Source organism: Streptomyces sp. PA03-1a, assembly GCF_033792805.1.
Classification (GTDB): Bacteria; Actinomycetota; Actinomycetes; order Streptomycetales; family Streptomycetaceae; genus Actinacidiphila.
On sequence record NZ_JARAVO010000178.1, the window covers coordinates 1 to 20733 of the forward strand.

Annotated in this window: 22 protein-coding genes and 1 tRNA gene; 16 read left to right on the forward strand and 7 right to left on the reverse strand. The window is 74.0% G+C overall.

Translation table 11 applies throughout. From position 1 onward, the window contains the following. The first annotated feature begins 88 nt into the window (after nt 1–88). From PV341_RS31815 to PV341_RS31865, 11 genes are all read left to right on the forward strand, one after another. Nucleotides 89–475 carry a GntR family transcriptional regulator gene (locus tag PV341_RS31815; protein ID WP_500332099.1) on the forward strand — a complete coding sequence of 129 codons (387 nt, stop codon included), beginning with the start codon at nt 89–91 and terminating at the stop codon, nt 473–475. Continuing rightward, on the forward strand, nt 472–1386 hold the full coding sequence (locus tag PV341_RS31820) for an ABC transporter ATP-binding protein (protein WP_500332098.1): 915 nt from the start codon (nt 472–474) through the stop codon (nt 1384–1386). The genes PV341_RS31815 and PV341_RS31820 overlap by 4 nt, the downstream gene beginning before the upstream one ends. Further along, nucleotides 1383–2258 carry an ABC-2 membrane transporter-related protein gene (locus tag PV341_RS31825; protein ID WP_500332097.1) on the forward strand — a complete coding sequence of 292 codons (876 nt, stop codon included), beginning with the start codon at nt 1383–1385 and terminating at the stop codon, nt 2256–2258. Before PV341_RS31820 ends, PV341_RS31825 begins: the two co-directional genes overlap by 4 nt. Before the next feature lie 54 nt (nt 2259–2312). Beyond that, complete coding sequence (locus PV341_RS31830; protein WP_500332096.1) at nt 2313–3080, forward strand: phosphorylase family protein; 768 nt, start codon at nt 2313–2315, stop codon at nt 3078–3080. After that, on the forward strand, nt 3077–4396 hold the full coding sequence (locus PV341_RS31835) for an amidohydrolase (protein WP_500332095.1): 1320 nt from the start codon (nt 3077–3079) through the stop codon (nt 4394–4396). The genes PV341_RS31830 and PV341_RS31835 overlap by 4 nt, the downstream gene beginning before the upstream one ends. Beyond that, nucleotides 4393–5016 (forward strand): sulfite oxidase-like oxidoreductase, encoded by a 624-nt coding sequence (locus tag PV341_RS31840; protein WP_500332094.1) that lies wholly within the window; start codon nt 4393–4395, stop codon nt 5014–5016. The genes PV341_RS31835 and PV341_RS31840 overlap by 4 nt, the downstream gene beginning before the upstream one ends. Continuing rightward, nucleotides 5009–5770 carry a ferredoxin reductase gene (locus PV341_RS31845; RefSeq protein WP_500332093.1) on the forward strand — a complete coding sequence of 254 codons (762 nt, stop codon included), beginning with the start codon at nt 5009–5011 and terminating at the stop codon, nt 5768–5770. Before PV341_RS31840 ends, PV341_RS31845 begins: the two co-directional genes overlap by 8 nt. A gap of 65 nt (nt 5771–5835) precedes the next feature. After that, a tRNA-Pro gene (locus PV341_RS31850) sits at nt 5836–5909 on the forward strand. 174 nt (nt 5910–6083) lie between these two features. After that, complete coding sequence (locus tag PV341_RS31855; RefSeq protein ID WP_500332092.1) at nt 6084–6755, forward strand: FadR/GntR family transcriptional regulator; 672 nt, start codon at nt 6084–6086, stop codon at nt 6753–6755. Between the two features lie 97 nt (nt 6756–6852). Next, nucleotides 6853–7893 (forward strand): glycoside hydrolase family 18 protein, encoded by a 1041-nt coding sequence (locus tag PV341_RS31860; RefSeq protein ID WP_500359641.1) that lies wholly within the window; start codon nt 6853–6855, stop codon nt 7891–7893. Between the two features lie 150 nt (nt 7894–8043). After that, nucleotides 8044–8982 carry a PAC2 family protein gene (locus tag PV341_RS31865; protein WP_499510962.1) on the forward strand — a complete coding sequence of 313 codons (939 nt, stop codon included), beginning with the start codon at nt 8044–8046 and terminating at the stop codon, nt 8980–8982. A 117-nt stretch (nt 8983–9099) separates the two neighbouring features. Here the strand turns inward: PV341_RS31865 and mshC are convergent, their stop codons facing one another. The 4 genes from mshC to PV341_RS31885 all read right to left on the reverse strand — a co-directional run bounded on the left by mshC (nt 9100) and on the right by PV341_RS31885 (nt 12548). Next, a complete protein-coding gene (gene mshC, locus PV341_RS31870) occupies nt 9100–10329 on the reverse strand; it encodes a cysteine--1-D-myo-inosityl 2-amino-2-deoxy-alpha-D-glucopyranoside ligase (protein ID WP_500332090.1) in 1230 nt (409 codons plus the stop codon). A 71-nt stretch (nt 10330–10400) separates the two neighbouring features. Beyond that, entirely contained in the window at nt 10401–11237 is an 837-nt protein-coding gene (locus PV341_RS31875) for an SCO1664 family protein (RefSeq protein WP_500332089.1), read from the reverse strand. Then, nucleotides 11195–11791, reverse strand: a complete 597-nt coding sequence (locus PV341_RS31880; protein ID WP_500332088.1) for a DUF3090 domain-containing protein — start codon at nt 11789–11791, stop codon at nt 11195–11197. Before PV341_RS31880 ends, PV341_RS31875 begins: the two co-directional genes overlap by 43 nt. A gap of 58 nt (nt 11792–11849) precedes the next feature. Further along, nucleotides 11850–12548, reverse strand: coding sequence for a histidine phosphatase family protein (locus tag PV341_RS31885; RefSeq protein ID WP_499510966.1), 699 nt, complete (start codon nt 12546–12548; stop codon nt 11850–11852). Between the two features lie 64 nt (nt 12549–12612). Here PV341_RS31885 and corA point away from each other — a divergent pair, with 64 nt between their 5' ends. After that, nucleotides 12613–13614, forward strand: a complete 1002-nt coding sequence (gene corA / locus PV341_RS31890) for a magnesium/cobalt transporter CorA (protein WP_500359643.1) — start codon at nt 12613–12615, stop codon at nt 13612–13614. Nucleotides 13615–13662: 48 nt separating this feature from the next. On the opposite strand, the gene PV341_RS31895 is transcribed toward corA, so the two are convergent. Continuing rightward, nucleotides 13663–14451: a ferritin-like domain-containing protein gene (locus PV341_RS31895; RefSeq protein WP_500332086.1), complete on the reverse strand. Its 789-nt coding sequence runs from the start codon at nt 14449–14451 to the stop codon at nt 13663–13665. A gap of 274 nt (nt 14452–14725) precedes the next feature. Here PV341_RS31895 and PV341_RS31900 point away from each other — a divergent pair, with 274 nt between their 5' ends. Then, nucleotides 14726–15331, forward strand: a complete 606-nt coding sequence (locus PV341_RS31900; RefSeq protein ID WP_500332085.1) for a hypothetical protein — start codon at nt 14726–14728, stop codon at nt 15329–15331. A 35-nt stretch (nt 15332–15366) separates the two neighbouring features. Here PV341_RS31900 and PV341_RS31905 read toward each other — a convergent pair whose 3' ends face one another. Then, nucleotides 15367–16419, reverse strand: coding sequence for an LLM class F420-dependent oxidoreductase (locus tag PV341_RS31905; RefSeq protein ID WP_500332084.1), 1053 nt, complete (start codon nt 16417–16419; stop codon nt 15367–15369). Nucleotides 16420–16545: 126 nt separating this feature from the next. Here PV341_RS31905 and PV341_RS31910 point away from each other — a divergent pair, with 126 nt between their 5' ends. Both PV341_RS31910 and PV341_RS31915 read left to right on the forward strand, forming a co-directional pair. Further along, nucleotides 16546–17526 carry an aldo/keto reductase gene (locus tag PV341_RS31910; protein ID WP_500332083.1) on the forward strand — a complete coding sequence of 327 codons (981 nt, stop codon included), beginning with the start codon at nt 16546–16548 and terminating at the stop codon, nt 17524–17526. Nucleotides 17527–17566: 40 nt separating this feature from the next. Further along, entirely contained in the window at nt 17567–19591 is a 2025-nt protein-coding gene (locus PV341_RS31915; RefSeq protein ID WP_500359644.1) for a helix-hairpin-helix domain-containing protein, read from the forward strand. Nucleotides 19592–19649: 58 nt separating this feature from the next. Here the strand turns inward: PV341_RS31915 and PV341_RS31920 are convergent, their stop codons facing one another. Continuing rightward, a complete protein-coding gene (locus PV341_RS31920; RefSeq protein WP_500328378.1) occupies nt 19650–20261 on the reverse strand; it encodes a hypothetical protein in 612 nt (203 codons plus the stop codon). Between the two features lie 47 nt (nt 20262–20308). Here PV341_RS31920 and PV341_RS31925 point away from each other — a divergent pair, with 47 nt between their 5' ends. Continuing rightward, on the forward strand, nt 20309–20497 hold the full coding sequence (locus PV341_RS31925) for a DUF5703 family protein (protein WP_319133625.1): 189 nt from the start codon (nt 20309–20311) through the stop codon (nt 20495–20497). Nucleotides 20498–20733: the final 236 nt, after the last annotated feature.

Sequence of the window (20733 nt, forward strand, 5' to 3'; positions counted from 1 at the left end):
AAAAGAAAAAAGGTTTTTTTTTGGGAGGTTCAGATTTGTTTAATAGGCAACCCTTTCACCACTTGCTTAGTGAAAGGGTGTTTCGCGCATGGTCGAGTTCCGCATCGACCGCCGCAGCGGTGTCGCCACGTACCTCCAGATCGTCCAGCAGACCAAACAGGCCCTGCGGCTGGGCCTGCTGGAGCCCGGCGACCGGCTGCCGACGGCCCGCGAGGTCGTCGAGGCGACCGCCGTCAACCCCAACACCGTGCTCAAGGCCTACCGCGAACTGGAGCGCGAGGGCCTGGTGGAGGCGCGCCGGGGCCTGGGCACCTTCGTCCAGAAGTCGCTGGGCGCCGGCCCGGCCGACTCGCCGCTCGCGGGCGAACTGACCGACTGGATGCGCCGCGCGCGTGCCGCCGGGCTCGATCGCGAGGACGCCGCGGCGCTGTTCCACTCCGTGCTCGACCAGGAGTTCTCCGAGGGGGAGAGATGAATCAGGAAACGGCTGCCGTGGAGGCGGCCGGGCTCGGTCTGCGGTACGCGTGGGGACGGGACCCCGTCCTGCGGGACTGTTCCTTCCGGCTGCCGGCCGGCCGGATCTGCGCGCTCGTCGGGCCCAACGGCGCGGGCAAGTCGACACTGCTGGCGCTCGCCGCGGGGCTGCTGCGGCCCACCGAGGGGGAGCTGCGCGTGTGGGGTACGACCCCCGGCGCGGCCCGCACCCGGCTCGCCTACGTCGCCCAGGACAAGCCGCTCCACCCACAGCTCACCGTGGCGGCGACGCTGCGGCTCGGCGCCGAGCTCAACCCGGGCCACTGGGACCGGGAGGCCGCCGAACGCGTCGCGTACGGCGGCGGCCTGACGCCCCGCGACCGCGTCCGTGCCCTGTCGGGAGGTCAGCGCACCCGCGTCGCGCTCGCCCTGGCCCTGGGCAAGCGGGCCGAACTGCTGCTCCTGGACGAGCCGATGGCCGACCTCGACCCGCTCGCCCGCCACGAGCTGACCGGCGCCCTCATGGCCACGGCGGCCGAGCGCGGTACGACCATCGTGATCTCCTCGCACGTCGTCGCCGAACTCGACGGCGTCTGCGACCACCTGCTGCTCCTCGGCGAGGGCCGGGTCCGGCTGGCCGGCGACACCGACGACCTGCTGGCCGCGCACCGCCGCGTCACCGGCACCGGCGGGGACTTCGGCCCCCACACCGTCGTCCAGGAACACGTCAACGGGCGCGGACGCACCGCGCTGGTCCGCCCCGCCGGAGCGCTGGAGGACGGCGACTGGCTGGTGGAGGAACCCACCCTCGAGGAGCTGGTCCTGGCCCATCTGCGCAACCCCGGGGCGCCCGCCCTGCTCACCGCCGACGCCACGCCCGCACCCGTGTCCCGCCAGGAGGCCGTCGTATGACCGCCGTCGCCCCATCGCCGCGCCCGCCCGTCCTGTCCGGCCTGACCCGGTCGGTGGTGCGCCTGCACCGCGTGGCCCTGTGGCTGTGGATCGCCTTCGTGGCGGCCGGATCCGGCTGGCTCCTTCACACCCTGTGGCTGAGCGCGGGGGACCCGCGGTACGACCCCGCCTGCGCCCCGCGCTGCATCGACCCGGAGCCGTTCGACGCCTACGTCCCCCTCCACCTGCAGGGCCGCGTGATGGCGCTCCTTCCGCTCGCCGTCGCGGTGTTCGCCGGTGGCGCCCTCGTCGGCCGGGAACTGGAGCGGGGGACCGCCGCGCTCGCCTGGGTCCAGTCGGTCACCCCCACGCGCTGGCTCGCCGCCAAGCTCGCCGTACCGGCCCTGCTGCTGACCGGTGGCACGACCGGCCTGACGCTGCTCTTCCGGTGGGTGTGGAGCACGGGCCACCCGCAGGACCGCCCCGGCTGGTACGAGAACGACATCTTCCTCTCCACCGGCCCGGTCCTGGTCGCGCACGTGCTGCTCGCCCTGGTTCTGGGCGCGCTGGCCGGGATGCTGATGCGGCGCACGCTCAGCGGACTGGGCCTGGCCTTCTTCGGCACCTCCCTCGTGCTCGTCACGGCGGGGCTGTACCGCTCCGCGCTGTGGCCGAAGGTCCGGACCGGCCTGTCACACCTCGGTGCCACGGACTGGACGGCGGAGCGCGTGGACAAGCCCGTCGACGGCGTCGGGCTCGGGGATGCGCAGGCGCTCGTCCATCCCGCCTCGCACTACTGGCCCCTGCAGCTCGTCGAGACCGGCATCGTGCTGGCCCTGGCCGCCCTGGCCTGCTGGGCCTGCTTCGCGCTGCTCCGGCGTCGGACGGCCTGAGCCGGGGTCCTAAGGTGATCCGCACAGCATCGTCCCGCCCGGCCCGGAGGCCCGATGACCACGGATCAGCTGCCCATCTCCCGCATCCCGCGCTCCGGGCTGCCCGCGCACGCGGTCGTCGTGGGCGACCCGGCGCGCGCGGCGGAGGTGGCCTCCCTGCTCACGGACCCGCATGAGGTGTCGCACCACCGCGAGTACCGCACCTTCGCCGGCGCCTGGAAGGGCACCCCCGTCGTGGTGTCCTCGCACGGGGTCGGCGGGCCGGGGGCGATGTGCCTGTTCCAGGAGCTGGCGGACGCCGGCGTCCGTACGATCCTGCGCCTCGGCACGGCGGGCGCGATCCGCGCCGGGATAGGGGACGGCGACCTGGTGATCGCCGAGGCCGCGGTGCGGGACGACGGGGTCACCCAGCAGTTGCTGCCGCCGGAGTACCCGGCGTTCGCGACGCCGGAGGCGGTGCTGGCGCTGCAGCGGGCGGCACGGGCGGCGGGGGCGCCGCACCACCGGGGCGTGGTGTGGACGCGTGCGGCCTTCCAGCCGGGTTTCCTGCCGCTGCCCGGCGCGGCGTACGCGGCGGCAGGGATCGCCGCGATCGAGATGGAGCTGTCAGCCCTGCTGGTGCTGGCCTCGACGCGCGGCCTGGTGGCCGGCGGCGCGCTCGTCGTCGACGGCGCCAACGCCGACGACCTGGTCGACGTGGAGGCCACCGGCGGCTACGACCCGCACCGGGCGGTGGTCGCCGAGGGGGTCGCCCGCGGCAGCCGGGTAACGTTGGACGCCTTGCATCTGCTGGCCACCGAGTACGGAAGCGACGAGAAGTGAGCGCTCAGGACGCCGATCTGCTGGTGCACGGCGGCGATGTGCTGACCGTCGACGCGGCGGGCACCGTCGTCACCGACGGCGCGGTCGCCGTCCGGGACGGCGAGATCCTCGCCGTGGGACCGACGGCGCAGGTGCGCGCGGCGTACCGGGCCGCCGAGGAGATCGACGCCTCGGGGTGCCTGGTGCTCCCCGGGCTGGTCAACACGCACACCCACCTGGCGATGACCCTGCTGCGGGGCTGCGCCGACGACGTCGACCTGCAGGAGTTCCTGGCCCGGGTGATCCCCCGCGAGGCCGAGCTGCTGTCGCCGCGGGCGGTGGCCGCGGGGGTGCGGGTGGCCGTGGCGGAGAGCGTACGGGCCGGGGTCACCACGGGCCTGGACATGTACTGGTTCCACGAGGCCGCCGAGGAGGCCGCGCGGGCGGCGGGCTGGCGGCTGCTGGCCGGTCCGACCTTCATGGACGTGCCCGGGCCGCCGGACGGCCGGCCGTACGGCGACCGCATGGCCTGGGCCGCGGCCGACCTGGCCGCGCGCACCGGCCGGGCGCCGGGCACCCGCCCGGTGGTCTTCGCGCACAGCGCCTACACCCTCGACCCCGAGCAGCTCGTCGCGATCACCGCGCTCGCCCGCGAGCACGGCGCGCTGCTGCACGTCCACGCGGCGGAGAACGCGGCCGAGGTCGCGATGGTGGCCGGGGCGCACGGCAAGCGGCCGGTCGAGCTGCTGGACTCCCTCGGGGTACTCGGGCCCGACGTGCTGCTGGCGCACGCCGTGGACCTGACCGACGACGAGGTCGCCGCCCTGGCCAGGACCGGCACGTCCGTCGCGCACTGCCCGGTCTCCAACCTGAAGCTGGGCTGCGGCATCGCCCGTGTCCCGGAGCTGCTGGCCGCCGGGGTCACCGTGGGCCTCGGCACCGACGGTGCGGTGAGCTCCAACACCCTCGACGTCCTGGGCGCGGTGCGGACCGCCGCGCTGGTGCACAAGGCCGCAGGCGACCCCACCGCCGTCGGCGCGGAACAGGCGGTGCGGATGGCGACGATCGAGGCCGCCCGCGCGCTGGGCCTCGCCGACCACCTCGGCTCCCTGGAGCCGGGCAAGCGCGCCGACCTGGCCGTCCTCGACCTCGGCGGGCCGCACCTCACGCCGCGCCACGACCCCTGGTCGATGCTGGCGTACGCGGCCGCGGCCGCGGACGTACGGGACACCGTCGTCGACGGCCGGGTCCTCATGCGCGACCGTGTGCTGCTCACCCTCGACGAACCGGCCGCGCTGCGCGAGCTGGAGGAGCTCGAGCTGGAGCACCCCGCATGACCTCGGCCGTCGAACCCACCCGCGGCTTCACCGGGCGCGGCCGCGCCGCCGACCGCGACCCGCGGCTGCCGCCCGGCCAGTACGACGCCCGCGACACGTGGCCGGTCCTGTCCGCCGAGGTCACGCCCACGATCGCGGCCGGGGACTGGACGTTCCGGGTGGACGGGCTGGTGGACCGCCCGCACACCTGGGACTGGGACGCGGCCCACGCGCTGCCCGGCTCCGCGTACCGGGGCGACATCCACTGCGTGACCGGCTGGTCCAAGTTCGGCGTGCGCTTCGGCGGGGTGTCGGTCGACGCCTTCCTGGAGGCCGTGCGCCCCTCCCCCGCCGCCACCCACGTCGTCGCCTGGTCCCACACCGGCTACGCCGCCAACCTGCCGCTCGCGGACGTCACCGGCGGCCGCGCCTGGATCGCCTGGGAGTACGACGGCGCTCCCCTCGCCCCCGAGCACGGCGGCCCGGCCCGGCTGATCGTCCCGCACCTGTACTTCTGGAAGAGCACCAAGTGGATCGCGGGCCTGCGCCTGCTCGACCACGACGAGTCGGGCTTCTGGGAGCAGAACGGCTACCACCACCGGGGCGACCCCTGGCAGGAGCAGCGCTACGCCCATGACTGACCTCTCCACCCCCGCGCCCGCCCCGGCGTTCGTCCCGCCGGCCCGGTTCGCCGTGCCCGGCCGCATCGCGGTCCCCGAGGCCGCCTCCTCGGTCTGGCGGCGCGCGGTGATCACGCAGATCCGCCGCGAGACCCCGCGCACGTCCACCTTCCGGCTCGCGGTGCCCGGCTGGGCGGGCCACCTGCCCGGCCAGTACCTGACGCTGCGCCTCACGGCCCCCGACGGTTACACGGCGCAGCGCAACTACTCGGTCGCCTCCGCCCCCGACGGTTCCGGCCACATCGAGCTGACCCTCGACCACGTGGCCGGCGGCGAGGTGTCCGGGCACCTGCACACCGTCGCCCGGCCGGGCGACTCCGTCGAGGTCCGCGGCCCGCACAGCGGCTTCTTCGCCTGGACGGGGGACCATCCGGCGCTGCTGCTGGGCGCCGGATCGGGGGTGGTCCCGCTGATGTCGATGGTGCGCCACCGCCGGCTGCGCGGCCTGGACGTGCCGCTGCGGCTGATCGTCTCGGCCCGCACCCGCGAGGACCTGATCTACGCCGCCGAGTACGGTCCGGAGACGACCGTGCTGCTCACCCGCACCGAGGGCCGCCTCACCGCCGCCCACCTGGCCCCGCACCTCGCGGAGCCGCCACCGGGCGGCTGGGAGGCCTACGTCTGCGGCGGCAACGGTTTCGCCGAGCACGCCTCGCGCCTGCTGGCGGCCTCCGGACAGCCGCTGGACCGGATCCGCATCGAGCGATTCGGCTGATCAGCGAGGTTCGGGTATCCTCCTCTGTACGTGATCTTCCGGGGCGGCGCCCCGGGGAACGTCACCGGGACGTGGCGCAGCTTGGTAGCGCACTTGACTGGGGGTCAAGGGGTCGCAGGTTCAAATCCTGTCGTCCCGACGGTGATTTCACACGCCAAAGGCCGTGTCCGCGACAGCGGGCACGGCCTTTCGGCGTTCCGCGGTTCGGGACGTCGCGGGGCGGCGGATCGGACCTCCGCCAGAAGGCCCCGGCTCTTCGGCGGTGCGGGCATAATGGCCCGATACATCGGATGTCCGGGGAGGCGAGGGGCTCATGGCGGTCACCGACGAGGCGATCGAGAAGATCAAGGGGATGATCGTCTCCGGCGCGCTGCGGCCCGGCGACCGGCTCCCCAAGGAGAGCGAACTGGCCGCGGAGCTCGGGCTGTCGCGCAATTCCCTGCGCGAGGCGGTCCGCGCGCTGTCCCTGATCAGGATCCTGGACGTACGGCAGGGCGACGGCACCTACGTCACCAGCCTGGACCCGCAGTTGCTGCTGGAGGCGCTGAGTTTCGTGGTGGACTTCCACCGCGACGACACCGTGCTGGAGTTCCTCGCGGTGCGCCGCATCCTGGAGCCCGCGGCCACCGCGATGGCGGCGGCGCGCATCGCCGAGTCCCAGCTGGACGTGCTGACCGAGCAGTTGGAGGCACTGGGGGCGGCACCGTCGGTGGAGGAACTGGTCGCGTGCGACCTGGAGTTCCACCGCGGCATCGTCCAGGCCTCGGGCAACTCGGTGCTGTGCTCGCTGCTGGACGGGCTGTCCGGGCCAACCACGCGGGCCCGGATCTGGCGCGGGCTGACGCAGGAGGACGCGGTGAGCCGCACCCTGCACGAGCACCGCGCGATCCTGGCGGCCCTGCGGGACCGGGACGCGGAGGCGGCGCGGTCCTGGGCGACGGTGCACGTCGCGAGCGTGGAGCAGTGGCTGCGGTCCACGCTCTGAGGCCCGGCGGGTCCCCACGGGATCCCGCCGGCGGGCGAACCACCCCGGGCCCGGGTGCGTCCGGTCATTCGTCAGAGTGATCGAAAAGAGGGATCGGATGAATCCACGCCCCCGGCTGCGCCTGCGCCGCCCCTCGGCCCGTACGCTGCGCCGCGGCGCGCTGCTGGTCGTCCTCGCCGTCCTGCTCCCGGTGCTCGCCGCCGGGGTCGCCCTGCGCCTGGAGTACACCGGCGACCCGTCCGGCGCCGGCGCCAACCGTGACCGGAACGCGGTGTGGCTCGGGCACGCCTGGGTCGACGGCGGCCGCGACGACGCCGACCTCGAGACGCTGGCCCGGGAGTTGCGCGGCAGCGGCACCCGGGACCTGTACGTGCACACCGGGCCCCTGGAGTTCGACGGCCGCCTCGACGCGGGTCTCTACCCGGGAGCGCGGGACATGATCCGCCGGATGCACACCGCGCTGCCCGGGGTGCGCGTCCAGGCGTGGCTCGGCCAGGTCCTGTCGCACGACGGTTCCGAGGGCCTGCACCTGGACGACGCGGCGACCCGCGCCCGGGTACGGGACAGCGCGGCCCAGGTGCTGGCCGCCGGGTTCGACGGGGTCCACCTGGACCTGGAGCCGATGTACTCCGACGACGAGGGCTTCCTCTCGCTGCTGGACTCGGTGCACCGGCTCACCGCCACCCGCGGCGTGCCGCTGTCGGTGGCGACGCACCAGATCGACCCGCTGCCCTCCCTGCACTCGGTGAGCGGCCCGCTGTTCCACCACCCCAAGTGGTGGTCGCAGCGGTACTTCGCGCAGGTGGCCCGGCGCGTGGACCAGGTCGCGATGATGACCTACGACACCGCCCTCCCCCTGGAGGGCCTCTACGGAGGCTACGTGGCCCAGCAGACCGCCCTCGCCCTGGAGGTGACGCCGCCGGGCACCGACCTGCTCGTGGGCCTGCCCGGGTGCCACACGAACAACCTGGGCCGGCACGCCTGGGCGGAGACGGTCACGGCCGCCGTGCGCGGCGCCCGGCTCGGCCTCGCCCGCGAGGCGCCCGCCCGCGAGCGCTTCGGGCTCGCCCTGTACGTCGACTTCGCTGCCACGCCTTCGGACTGGGCCGCGTACCGCTCGGCGTGGAGCGGTGGCTGACCGGACGCGTACGTCGGATGACTCTGGGGATCATCCCCCTACGAAGGCGGCGGCACCTGTCTCGTGAAGCCGTAGGCTGGTGCAGCACGCGAAGGAACGGCAGCCGGCGGGGGTGGCACCATCCCCCTTCCGGCCGGAAGGAGGCGCTGGGTGATCGAGCTCGAGGGGGTTCCCGAGCTGATCGACCCGGTCATGGTGGCCGCGTTCGAGGGCTGGAACGACGCCGGGGACGCCGCCTCCGCCGCGGTCGGGCATCTGGACCGGGAGTTCAAGGGCGAGGTGTTCGCCGCGCTGGACGCCGAGGACTACTACGACTTCCAGGTCAACCGCCCCACGGTCTGGATGGACGGCGGCACGCGACGGATCACCTGGCCCACCACGCGGCTGTCCGTCATCCGCATCGAGACCCCCAAGCCACGAGACCTCGTCCTCGTACGGGGCATCGAGCCCAGCATGCGCTGGCGCTCGTTCTGCAACGAGATCCTGGGCTTCGCCCATGAGCTCGGCATCGAGATGGTGGTGGTGATGGGCGCCCTCCTGGGTGACACCCCGCACACCCGTCCGGTGCCGGTCACGGCCGTCACCTCCGACCCGGACCTGGCGACCGCGCTCAGCCTGGAGGAGTCCCGGTACGAGGGCCCCACCGGCATCGTCGGCATCCTCCAGGAGGCCTGCACCCACGCCGGCATCCCGGCGGTGAGCCTGTGGGCCGCCGTGCCGCACTACGTGTCGCAGCCGCCGAACCCGAAGGCGACGCTGGCGCTGCTCAACCGCCTGGAGGACCTGCTGGACCTGCGCATCCCGCTCGGCGAGCTGCCGGAGGACGCGCGTGCCTGGCAGGTCGGCGTGGACCAGCTCGCGGCCGAGGACAGCGAGGTCGCCGAGTACGTCCAGACGCTGGAGGAGGCCCGCGACACGGCGGAGCTGCCGGAGGCCTCGGGCGAGGCCATTGCCCGCGAGTTCGAGCGCTACCTGCGGCGCCGTGACCCGCAGTCGGGCGAGTCCGACGCGGGCCCCTACCTGCGGGACATGTCGCAGAAGCCCAAGGACGACCGGGAAGAGAAGGAGGACGGCGCCGACGGGGAGTGACCCGACCGGCACGCGTCGGACACGGCCCGGCCGCCGCCCCGCACAGGGGCGGCGGCCGGGCCGTCCGCGTTCGTCAGGGGAGCCGGGGAGGCGGTGGGCCGGGCAGCTCCCGCGGCGTCAGAGCGCGACGCCGAGCAGGGCGTCCACGGCGCGGGAGACCAGGCCGGGGGCACCGGTGTCCGTGCCGCCCTCGGCTTCCTGCCGGGCGGCCCAGCGGTCCACGGCGGCGAGCGCGGCGGGGGCGTCCAGGTCGTCGGCGAGCGCCTCGCGGATCTCCTCCAGCAGCGCCTCGGCCGGCGGGCCGTCGGGCCGCGAGACGGCGGCGCGCCAGCGGGCCAGCCGCTCCACCGCGTCGGCGAGCACGGCGTCGGTCCACTCCCAGTCCTCGCGGTAATGGTGGGCCAGCAGGCTGAGCCGTATGGCCGCCGCGTCCACCCCGTCGCGGCGCAGCTGGGAGACGAAGACGAGGTTGCCCTTGGACTTGGACATCTTCTCGCCGTGCAGCGCGACCATGCCGGCGTGCACGTAGGCCTTCGCCATGGGGAACTCGCCGGTGAGCACCTGGGCGTGCGAGGCGCCCATCTCGTGGTGCGGGAAGGCGAGGTCGGAGCCGCCGCCCTGCACGTCGAAGCCCATGCCGAGGTGGTCCAGGGCGATGGCGACGCACTCGATGTGCCAGCCGGGGCGGCCCCGGCCCAGGCTGCCGCCGTCCCAGCTGGGCTCCCCCTCGCGGGCGGCGAGCCACAGCACGGGGTCGACGGGGTTCTTCTTGCCCGGGCGATCCGGGTCGCCGCCGCGTTCGGCCGACAGCACGCGCATGGCGGCCGCGTCGAGGCGGGAGACGCTGCCGAAGTGCGGGTCGGAGTCGACGTGGAAGTAGATGTCGCCGTCCAGCTCGTAGGCCGCACCGGCCTCGCGCAGCCGCTCGACCAGCGGGACGATCCCCGGGATGGCCTCGACGGCGCCGATGTAGTGGGCGGGCGGCAGCATCCGCAGCGCGGTCATGTCCTCGCGGAACAGGGTGGTCTCGCGCTCGGCGAGGGCCGTCCAGTCCTCTCCGGTCTTGTCGGCCCGCTCCAGCAGCGGGTCGTCGACGTCGGTGACGTTCTGGACGTAGTGGACCTGGCGCTTCGTGTCCAGCCACACGCGCTGCACGAGGTCGAACGCGTTGTAGGTGGCCGCGTGACCCATGTGGGTGGCGTCGTAGGGGGTGATCCCGCACACGTAGATGCGGGCGACCGGACCGGGGCTCAGGGTTACCGGGCCACCGGTCGCGGTGTCGTGGAGGCGGAGGTCGCGCCCGGTGCCCGGGAGGGCAGGGACGTCGGAAGCGGGCCAGGCATGCATGTCATGAGATTAACCGCCCGCGTGATCCACAAACGAACGGTGGGTCCTCCCGGGACGGCCGGCCCCGGCCTTCAGATGGGCGGCCAGGGGATCGCGGGCCACTCCCCCGAGGGCTCGGGATGACGTCCTGAGCCCAGCAGCGCGGCGACGCGGGCCCGCAGGGCGTCGAGCTCGGCAGGCGTGATGAGCTCGGCCAGCCGGGCCCCGAGACCCCCGTCAGCGAGCTCCGCGGAGAGCTTGCCGAGGACCTCGGCGGTCTCGTCGGTGAGCGGCTCGCCGGCCCAGCCCCACAGGAGGGTGCGCAGCTTGTTCTCCGTGTTGAAGGTCACGCCGTGGTCGATGGCGTACAGGTGCCCGTCGGCGGCCGGCAGCAGGTGGCCGCCCTTGCGGTCGGCGTTGTTGATCACGGCGTCCAGGACGGCCAGCCGGCGCAGCCGGGTGTCGTCGGCGTGCACCAGCAGCGCGGTGCGGCCCTCGCCCACCTCGGCGAAGCCGACGGCCTTCCAGCCGTCGCCCGGTTCGTCCCCCTCGACGAGGGCGAGGAGCCCTTCGCCGGCCTCCTCGGGGGTCTCGATCCACAGCTGCACCATGCCCTCGCCGTACGGGCCGTCCCGCAGCACGGTCGGCGGCACCAGGCCCCAGCCGGTGGCCTCGGAGACCAGGTAGGCGGCGACCTCGCGCTGGGCGAGCGTCCCGTCGGGGAAGTCCCACAGCGGCCGCTCGCCCGCCACCGGCTTGTACACGCAGTGGGCGCGCACGCCCTCGTGCTCGACCGCGCAGTAGAGCACCGCGTTGGAGGCGTCGCGCAGCCGCCCGCGCACGGTCAGTTCTCCGTGCGTGAGCAGCTCGGCGGCTATGTCCCCGCTCAGGCCGTCGCCGACCGCCGGTACCCGTTCTGACGCGGGCATACGTGTCCTTCCGGGTCCAGGGGCAGGCTGCACAGGGGGCAGGGCGGGCGGCCGGCCGCGACGACGTCGAGAGCGCGCTTGGCGAAGGAGCGGGCCTGGGCGCCGGTCAGGCGCACCCGCAGCAGCGGCGGGCCGTTCTCCTCGTCCTGCAGGAGCATCTCCTCGGCGGCCTCGAGGTCGTCCTCGTCCTCGGCCTCGATCTCGACCAGCGCCTGGGCCTCCAGGATCATCCGTTCCTCGGCGCCGTCCCAGGCCAGGGCCATGGTGCCGACCCGGAACTCCTCCTCGACGGGGACCTCGAGCGGCCTGTTGTCGAGCAGCTCCGTGGGGGCCACGGCGGGCACGGGGGCGGAACCGCCGGTGCGGCGCACGACCTCGTCCAGCAGCTCGTCGATGCGCTCGGCAAGTGCCTCGACCTGGGTCTTCTCCAGCGCAACGCTGGTCGTCCGGCCGGCGGCGCTCGCCTGCAGGAAGAAGGTGCGTTGGCCCGGTTGGCCTACGGTGCCGGCGACGAAGCGTTCGGGCTTGTCGTAGAGGAACACCTGACGAGGCACGTCCTGCTCCGTTTTCTCGGTGTCTTCGGGGTCCGGTCCACCCTACTGCGGAAGCTGATCACGGTGCGCCCGCACCGCCCCCGACCTCCGCGTCGCCCGGGGCCGTGGTGGGCCGCTCCCTCGGGCGCAGGCTTTCCAGGCTGCCGGTGTCGCCGAGCCGGAGCAGGAAGGGCCGCTCCGGGGTGTAGCGGATCGCGGTGACCGAGCAGGGGTCGACGGCGATGCGCTGGAAGAGGTCCAGGTGCATGCCGAGGGCGTCGGCGACGACGGACTTGATGATGTCGCCGTGGGAGCACATCACGTAGAGGGCGTCGGGTCCGTGGGTCTCCTCGATGCGGGCGTTCCACTCGCGCACCGCGTCGACCGCGCGGGCCTGCATGGCGCGCACCGACTCGCCCCCCTCGCCGGGGAAGACGGCGGCCGAGGGGTAGCGCTGCACCACGCCCCACAGCGGCTCGTCGGCCAGCTCGGCGATCTTGCGACCGCTCCAGTCGCCGTAGGCGCACTCCGAGATGCGCTCCTCGACGTGGAGCGGGACGTCGGGCAGCGCGTCCAGGAGCGGCTGCAGGGTCTCCCGGCACCGCTGCAGCGGGCTGGTGACCACGGCGGCCGGCGGCAGTCCGGCCAACCGGGCGGCCAGCGCGGCGGCCTGGTCACGTCCGGTCTCGTCGAGGGCGACTCCGGGGAGCCGTCCGGCCAGCACTTTCTCCGCGTTGGCGGTGGACCGGCCGTGCCGGACCAGGATCACGGTGGGCATGACCGCCACCATACGACCCCGGGTTGTCCGGTGTGGCGCCGACGTAGCGCGGAAGAAGACAGGTGTGATCGTCGACTGCGCCATTTACCGCGACGGGGAGCGCACCTCGGCCCCCGACGACCTCTCCGACGCGCTGGACGCGGCGCGGGCGACGGACGGGGCGTTCGTGTGGATCGGCCTGTACGAGCCGACGGAGAAGGAGTTCGACCTCGTCAGCCGCGAGTTCGGGCTGCACCCGCTGGCCGTGGAGGACGCCCTCTGCGCCCACCAGCGGCCCAAACTGGAGGTGTACGAGGGCTCGCTCTTCCTGGTGCTCAAGCCGGTCTCGTACGACGACGAGCGGGACACGGTCTCCGCGGGCGAGCTGATGATCTTCGTCGGGGAGGGCTTCGTCGTCACCGTGCGCCACGGCGAGGCGATCGCCCCGGGTGAGATCCGGCACCGTCTGGAGGCGGAGCACGAGATCCTCAAGCACGGACCGACCGCGGTGATGTACGCCATCAGCGACACCGTGGTCGACGACTACATGGTGGTCGCGGCCGATCTCCAGGCCGACCTGGAGGACCTGGAGACGGAGGTCTTCGCCCCGGAGGTGCGCAGGTCCGTCGCGCGCCAGGGCGCCGAGAGCACGGCGAGCCGGATCTACGGGTTCAAGCGCCAGCTGCTGGAGTTCCGGCGGGCGACCGCGCCCCTGATGCAGCCGATGATCCGGCTCTCGGCGGGCACGGTGCCGCACGTGGCCCCCAGCACCCAGCCCTTCTTCCGCGACGTGGCCGACCACCTGACGCGGGCCAACGAGCTGGTGGACAGCCTCGACCGGCTGCTCAGCGACGTGCTGAGCTCCCATCTGACCCAGGTCGGGGTGCGGCAGAACGACGACATGCGCAAGATCTCGGCGTGGGCCGCCATGGCGGCGGTACCCACCATGATCGCGGGGATCTACGGCATGAACTTCCGGTACATGCCCGAACTCCACCAGGTGTGGGGGTATCCCGCGGTCCTGGCGGTCATCGCCGTGTCCGAGATCCTGCTGTACCGGACGTTCAAACGGCACGGCTGGCTCTGAGCGGTCTCCCGGCCCCACGCGGGTGCGGGCGAACGGCCGGGGGGCGGCTCAGACCGCCGGTTCGGCCGCGGGTTCGGGCCCGCCGAGGGCGTCGAGGCGCTGGGGCATGGCGAGCCTGACCATCCGCCGCCAGCCGCCCAGGCGTTCGTACGCGTACGCCCCGTGGATCCCGGCCCGCAGCACCGCGGCCTTCGCCCCGGACCAGCCGAGGATCCGGCCCATGTGGTCCATGACGGCGAGGCTGACGTCGCGGTAGATGCGGATCTCGGCGTGGGCGCACTCGCGCAGCACCCGCTGGATGGTCGCGCCGTGGCCGGCGTGGGCGAAGCGCAGCAGTTCCTCGTGGCAGTAGGCGAGGTGGTTGTCCTCGTCGGCGGAGATCATGCGGACCGCCCTGCCGATGTCGGGGTGGTCCGCGAAGTACCTGGTGAGCAGGGCCATCTGCTCGGAGGCGCGCTGCTCGGTGACCCGGCTGTGGGCGAGGTAGGTGACGATGTCCCGCACGGTCAGGCGCTCGTCGCGGCGCAGCTTGTCGTGGGCGAGGCCGATGCCGCCGCGTTCGAGGAGCACGGTGTAGTCGGTGTCCGGGGGGACCGGGACGGGTTCGAGACCGCGCTTGCGCATCAGGGCGTGGAAGATCCGGCCGTGCTTGTCCTCGTCGGCGCCGTGCCGGGCGATCTTGGGGGCCAGTTCACGCTGGGACTCGGGGACCAGTGCGGCGATCCTGCCGTTCTCCCAGCCGCCCTGCGACTCACCGCTGGCGGCGATCGAGCAGAACAGCCGGAAGGAGTCGTCGTTGTCGAGGATCTCCTGGAACAGACTCCGGGCGGAGAGCATGACGTACCTCCTGCGCGAATCGGGCATCCGCAAAAGAAAAGTCAAGTCGCCCGCAAAGCATGAGGCAACAGGCCCGGGCGTCAACTCGGCCGAACGGATGAGAGCCGTCCGGCACCGGGCACGTAACCCCTGGCCCTTCCGAGCGTTGTGTTTGGTGACGGCCGTGGCGGGGAAGACCCCCGAGCCCCCACCACGGCCGCGGAAACCGAGGGGCCCCGCCGCCGGCCGAAGTGCCCGTGATTTCATAGCCCCTCGGAGGGGTCACGACCAAGTCATGTTCAGCAAGGCGACGCGCAGCCGGACGACGGCACGCCCCAAAGGCCCGGCGGGCTCGGACTGGGCCCCTTACGCGCGCCTGGACGACGCGGCCCGCGCCTACTTCCTCCACGCGGACGTGGCCCTCGATGCGATCGGCGGCGTCCTGGGCCGGCGGCGGGTCCGCGGTTTCACCCTCGAACGCGTCGTCGACCTGACGGAGGCCGGCACCTCGGTGTGGCAGGAGGCCGCGGTCTGCGACGGTCGGCGGCTCATCCTGTGGCACAGCGAGGAGGTCGCCGACGAGGACGCGCCGGGTGGACGGGTGCTGGACTCCTCCGTGCAGGTGCTGCCCCTGGACTCGATCGGCCACGTCGGCATGCGCACCCTGGTCGGCCGCGACGAGCAGGGCCGGCGGATCGACCGCGGCGTCTTCGTGGTGCTGGCCACCGCCACGCCGCAGGAACTGAGCGCGGTGCACGCCGACGCCGACGGCGGCGTCACCTCGGCCCGCTTCCGGCCGGAGGCCTTCCGGTTCAGCAAGTCCCTCGACGACGGCGGCCCCGGCCAGATAGCGCGCCTGATCGCCTTCGGGCGGATGATGGGGCGCCTGGTCCCGGGCTGAGCCCGGGACCAGGCGCCGAGGGGCCGCCCGCTCCCCTAGCCGGCGAGTCCGGCGCGCTCCAGCGCCTCCACGCCCGCGCGCAGCGCCGCGACCCGCTCGTCCAGGGTGAACCCGGCCGGGGCCAGGGTCAGCGTGGTGACGCCGGCGGCCGCGTAGGCCTGCATCCGGTCGGCGATCCGCTCCACGGAGCCCAGCAGGGTGGTGGAGTCGATGAGTTCGCGCGGGATCGCGGCGGCGGCGCCCTCCTTGTCGCCGGACAGGTACTTGTCCTGGATCTCGGCGGCTTCCTTCTCGTACCCCATGCGCTGCGCGAGCTGGTTGTAGAAGTTCTGCTTGCGGCTGCCCATCCCGCCCACGTACAGGGCGGTGTAGGGGCGGAAGAGGTCGGCCAGCGCGTCCACGTCCTCGCCGACGGCGAGCGGCACGGTCGGGCAGACGTCGAAGCCGTCCATGGTCTTCCCCGCCTTCTCGCGGCCGGCCCGGATGTGGCGGAGCGCGGTGTCCTCCAGGTGGGCGGCGGAGGGGAAGATCAGCAGCGCGCCGTCGGCGATCTCACCGGTCTGCTCCAGGTTCTTCGGGCCGATCGCGGCGATGTACAGCGGGATGTGCTCGCGCACCGGGTGCACGGTCAGCTTCAGCGCCTTGCCGGGGCCGCCGGGCAGCGGCAGCGTCCAGTGCTCGCCCTCGTGGCTCAGCCGCTCCCGCGACATCGCCTTGCGGACGATCTCGACGTACTCGCGCGTGCGCGCCAGCGGCTTGTCGAACTTCACGCCGTACCAGCCCTCGGAGACCTGCGGGCCGGAGACGCCCAGGCCCAGCCGGAAGCGGCCGCCGGACAGGGAGTCGAGGGTGGCGGCGGTCATCGCCGTCATCGCGGGCGTACGGGCCGGGATCTGGAAGATGGCCGAGCCGACGTCGATGCGCTCGGTCTGCGCGGCGACCCAGGACAGCACGGTGGGCGCGTCGGAACCGTAGGCCTCGGCCGCCCAGCACACGGAGTAGCCGAGGCGGTCGGCCTCCTGCGCCACGGCGAGGTTGTCGGCGTCCATCCCGGCGCCCCAGTAGCCGAGGTTGATCCCGAGCCGCATGGCGATCCCCTTACCGATGAGTAACGTCGTTGTTCCCCGGACCTTATCGCTCCGGGCGCGCGCCGGCGCCTGTCGGGTACGTCACTCCTGCCCAAAGGTCCCGGACGCACAGTAATCTCACCCCTCATGGAGCAAAGGCACCTCGGCCGTACGGGACTGCGCGTGTCCCGGCTCGGGCTCGGCACGCTGACCTGGGGGCGCGACACCGGCGAACTCGACGCCGCCGACCAGCTCAAGGCCTTCTGGGAGGCCGGGGGCACGCTCGTGGACACGGCCGACGTCTACGGGGACGGCGGCGCCGAGTACCTCCTCGGCCGGCTGGTCGAGGACCTGGTGCCGCGCTCGGACCTGGTGATCGCCACCAAGGCCGGCAGCGTGCCCGACCCCTACCGCCGCTTCGACGCCTCGCGCGGCCACCTGCTCGCCGCCCTGGACGCCTCCCTGCAGCGGCTCGGCACGGACCACGTCGACCTGTGGCAGGTGCACGCGTACGACGCGACCACCCCGCTGGACGAGACGCTGCAGGCCCTCGACCTGGCCGTGAGCTCCGGCCGTGCCCGCTACGTCGGCGTGTCCAACTTCTGCGGCTGGCAGCTGGCCAAGGCGGCCACCTGGCAGCAGGCCGTGCCGACGCGCACACCGCTGGCCAGCACGCAGATGGAGTACTCGCTGCTGCAGCGCGGCATCGAGCGCGAGGTGCTGCCCGCCGCGCTGGACCTGGGGGTGGGGCTGCTGCCGTCCTCGCCGCTCGGACGCGGGGTGCTGACGGGCAAGTACCGGCACGGGACCCCGCAGGACTCCCGCGGCGGCTCCGAGGACATGGCCCCCTTCGTCGCCCCCTACCTGGACGAGACGGCCCGGCTCATCGTGGACGCGCTGGCCATAGCGGCCGACGGGCTGGCCGCCAGCCCGCTGCAGGTGGCGCTCGCCTGGGTGCGGGACCGTCCCGGCGTCACCGCGCCGATCGTCGGTGCGCGCAACGCCCAGCAGCTCGCTGCGGCGTTGTCAGTGGAGACCCTTAGTCTTCCGGATGAGATCTGCCAGGCGCTGGACGACGTCTCTGCGCCGGTGCACCGCTATCCGGACCACGACTGGAGCACGCTGTGATCGGGCCCCGACCGTAGTCCGCCGTACAACGGAGGCCATCGTGACCGAGGACCGCGACGACCACGACCGCGAGGACCGCGCCGAGCCCGAGGGCGCCGCCGGCGAGGAGACCGCGGCTCCCCGGCGGCCCCGGCCCTCGACCGAGGGCGTCGGTGCGCAGCTCCCCGCCGAACTCACGGACCTGGCCGCGGCGGTGCGGGCGATCGAACGCGGCGAGCGCCCCGCGGCGCCCGTGAGGAGCGGCGGGCCCGCACGTCCCGCGGCGTCGCCGCCCGCGGCCGCGCCCTCCCCCGCCCCGGCGCCGGCCCCGGTGGTACGGCCCGTGCTGCCCGCGCAGCTCAGCGGGGACGCCGTGGCGGCCGCACGGACGGTGCTCGCGGCGGGCGGGGCACCGGAGAGCCTCGCCGAGGCCGCCGTGGCGGCGCTGGGCGAGCGGGCCGGGGAGACGTTGCGCGAGGACCCGTGGCAGGTGCTGGCGCTCGCCGGGGTCCGGGTGGACCAGGCCGACGGCTTCGCCAAGGCGCTGCTCGGCGGCGAGGGCGGCCCCGACGACGGGCGGCGGGTGCGCGCGCTGGTCGTCTGGCTGCTGGAACGGGCCGCCGAGCGGGGTCACACCGCGCTCGAGTGGGCCACGCTCGGTGCGGCGCTCGGGCAGAACGGGGTCACCGACGCCGAGGAGACCCTGAAGGCCGCCGTCGCGGACGGCCTGGTGCTGGTCTTCCACGTGCCGGACGAGAGCGCCGGCGCCCGTCCGGCGGCCGACGAGGAGGACGCGGAGGCGCCGGTGCGGCTGCTCCTCGGCCTGGACCGCTACGCGCTCGCCGAGGAGAGCCTCGCGGACGGCCTGAGCAGGCTCCTCAACACCTTCGACGCGGACGAGTCGCAGGACTGGGAGGGCGCGGCCGCGGCGGCCCCGTCCCCGTCCGCCGCGGCGCTGGTCCGGGCGGTCGCCGGGAGCGGGCTGGTCGCCCACACCGGCGCGGAGGCGGCCCGCGCGGAACCGGCGGCGCTGGTCGCGGCCGCCCGGTCGCTGGGGCTGCGGGCCTGGGCCGTCGCGGCCACCGAGGACGGCAGGCGGCGGCTGGCCGGGTCCGTGGACGCGGAGGCGACCGCCACCCTCGCCGGGCTGCTGGCGGGCCACGAGGGCCCCGGCCGGGACGAGGACGGCGCGCTGGCGCTGGACCTGCTGGCGGTGCTGGACGCGCCCCAGCTCGACGTGGAGACGGCCGCGACCCTGGTGGAATCCGTGCCCGACGGGGCGCGCCTGGTGCTCTCCGGGGACCCGGCGGTGCTGTGGTCCGTGGGCCCCGGCCGGGTCTTCTCCGACCTGCTCGCGGCGAAGGTGTGCCCTCAGGTCGCCTCGCGCACGCCCGACCCCGGCCCCATCGGCGAGCTGGTCTCCGGGATCGGCTTCGGCGAGCTGGCCACCGTCGACGCCCCCGGGAAGGAGGTCGTGATCGTCCCGGTGCGGGACGCCGGCGAGGCCGTGCACCGCACGGTCCAGCTCGTCGCGGACTCCGTGCCCCGGGCCATCGGCGTGCCCCCTGAGCAGACCCAGGTGATCACCCCGGGCCACGGCGGTGCCGCCGGCACCCGGGCGCTCAACGCCGCACTCAAGGAGCGTCTCAACCCCGGGCCCGGCCGCTTCGGCGGCTTCGACCCGGGCGACCGGATCGTGCACGCCCCGGCCCCCGGGACGGCCGTTCCGGGCACCGTCGTCTCCGCCGACACGGAGGGGCTGCGGCTCGACTGCGGGGGGACGCCCGTGGTGGTCGCGCCCGACGCGGTGACCGCCCAGGTGCGGCACGGCTGGGCGGTCACGGCGCACCAGGCGGCGGGCCGCCGCTGGCAAGCTGCCGTCGTCGTCCTGCCGGGGGACGCCACCCCGGCCCTGACCCGGGCCTGGATCTACACCGCCTTCAGCCGCGGGGAGCGCCATCTGTCCGTGGTGCAGGGCGTCGACCAGGCACTCCCCCACGCGGTGGCGGAGGTTCCCGCCCGGGACCGGACGACTCGCCTGCGGGACATCCTGCGCGAGCAGGCGGCCGCCGCCGCGGCGGAGTGATCCGCCGCACGGGCCCGGGCGGCTCCCCCGGGCCCGCGGGAACCGCGCCCGCGCCCGGTCAGGCCAGCCGGTCGAGCTCGTCCGCGTCGGCGTCGTCGTAGACCGCGCTGACGTCGAGGCGGAAGAGCAGATGCCGCGGGTCCGCCTGGTCGAAGGGCGCGGCAAGCCACTCGCCCGGCTCGGCGGGCTCCGCCGCGGTGACCCACAGCGTGGAGTCGCCCTCCTCCAGGCCGAACTCCTTGTGGCGCTCGGCGATCTCGTCGGGCTCGTACTCCCCGAAGAGGGCACCCACCGCCGCGCCGATGTCCCCGCCCTCGGCCGCGGCGGTTGCGGAGACCCCTTCCGCCTGCCTGCGCAGCCGCTGCGGGTCGGCCACGGTGTAGTCCCGGCGGATCAGGACGCTGATCGCGCCCGGTTCACCGGGGCCGGAGTAGTCGGGGAGGGTGTCCCCGAGCGGCACCTCGAAGGGGGTGACCTCGTCGTAGGTGTCGTAGAGCAGCTCGTCGTAGGCCTCGGCGGCCGAGGCGAGGCCCTCGAAGGCCTGGTAGACCGCGGGATCGTCCTCCCCGGTGCGGTTCTCGATCGCGTCCAGGTGGCGGTCCAGCGCGGCTTTCACCGCCTCGACGGCGGCTCGTACCTCGGCAACGGTGGGCTGCGCGGCATCAGACATGCAGAAGACGCTATCCGTACCGAGGCGCTCCCCGCACAATAGATGCGATGCCTGAATACGAATTCAGAGATGTGTACGTGCCACGGGGAGTCTCCCGCAAGGAGGCTCATCGCCTGCTGACCGACCACGCCGAGTACGGTCACTGGGAGCTCGACCGGCTCCGCCTCTACCCGGACGGCAGCCGCAGGGTGCGGCTGCGCCGCCGGATCATCCGGCAGATACGCGCCACCTGGTGAGGTCGCCGGCACGCCGAACGGGGCCCCGCGAACCGCGGGGCCCCGCTCGAAGGGGTGAGACCGGAAGGCTCAGTTCCTGACCGCGCGGGCGCGGCGGAAGAGCACCGCGCCGCCCAGCAGGAGACCGGCGCTGGTCAGCAGGCCCGTGGCGATGTCGCCGGCACCGGTGCGGGCCAGGGACGGACCGCCGCCGTGGCCCATGGACTGCGGCTGGTTGCCACCGCCGCCGCCACCGC

Bases quoted from the DNA above. Each gene is read 5' to 3' on its own strand.
- PV341_RS31815 (WP_500332099.1), top strand. From the start codon at position 89: ATGGTCGAGTTCCGCATCGACCGCCGCAGCGGTGTCGCCACGTACCTC.
- PV341_RS31820 (WP_500332098.1), top strand. From the start codon at position 472: ATGAATCAGGAAACGGCTGCCGTGGAGGCGGCCGGGCTCGGTCTGCGG.
- PV341_RS31825 (WP_500332097.1), top strand. From the start codon at position 1,383: ATGACCGCCGTCGCCCCATCGCCGCGCCCGCCCGTCCTGTCCGGCCTG.
- PV341_RS31830 (WP_500332096.1), top strand. From the start codon at position 2,313: ATGACCACGGATCAGCTGCCCATCTCCCGCATCCCGCGCTCCGGGCTG.
- PV341_RS31840 (WP_500332094.1), top strand. From the start codon at position 4,393: ATGACCTCGGCCGTCGAACCCACCCGCGGCTTCACCGGGCGCGGCCGC.
- PV341_RS31845 (WP_500332093.1), top strand. From the start codon at position 5,009: ATGACTGACCTCTCCACCCCCGCGCCCGCCCCGGCGTTCGTCCCGCCG.
- PV341_RS31855 (WP_500332092.1), top strand. From the start codon at position 6,084: ATGGCGGTCACCGACGAGGCGATCGAGAAGATCAAGGGGATGATCGTC.
- PV341_RS31860 (WP_500359641.1), top strand. From the start codon at position 6,853: ATGAATCCACGCCCCCGGCTGCGCCTGCGCCGCCCCTCGGCCCGTACG.
- mshC (WP_500332090.1), bottom strand. From the start codon at position 10,329: ATGCATGCCTGGCCCGCTTCCGACGTCCCTGCCCTCCCGGGCACCGGG.
- PV341_RS31875 (WP_500332089.1), bottom strand. From the start codon at position 11,237: ATGCCCGCGTCAGAACGGGTACCGGCGGTCGGCGACGGCCTGAGCGGG.
- PV341_RS31885 (WP_499510966.1), bottom strand. From the start codon at position 12,548: ATGCCCACCGTGATCCTGGTCCGGCACGGCCGGTCCACCGCCAACGCG.
- PV341_RS31895 (WP_500332086.1), bottom strand. From the start codon at position 14,451: ATGCTCTCCGCCCGGAGTCTGTTCCAGGAGATCCTCGACAACGACGAC.
- PV341_RS31900 (WP_500332085.1), top strand. From the start codon at position 14,726: ATGTTCAGCAAGGCGACGCGCAGCCGGACGACGGCACGCCCCAAAGGC.
- PV341_RS31905 (WP_500332084.1), bottom strand. From the start codon at position 16,419: ATGCGGCTCGGGATCAACCTCGGCTACTGGGGCGCCGGGATGGACGCC.
- PV341_RS31910 (WP_500332083.1), top strand. From the start codon at position 16,546: ATGGAGCAAAGGCACCTCGGCCGTACGGGACTGCGCGTGTCCCGGCTC.
- PV341_RS31920 (WP_500328378.1), bottom strand. From the start codon at position 20,261: ATGTCTGATGCCGCGCAGCCCACCGTTGCCGAGGTACGAGCCGCCGTC.
- PV341_RS31925 (WP_319133625.1), top strand. From the start codon at position 20,309: ATGCCTGAATACGAATTCAGAGATGTGTACGTGCCACGGGGAGTCTCC.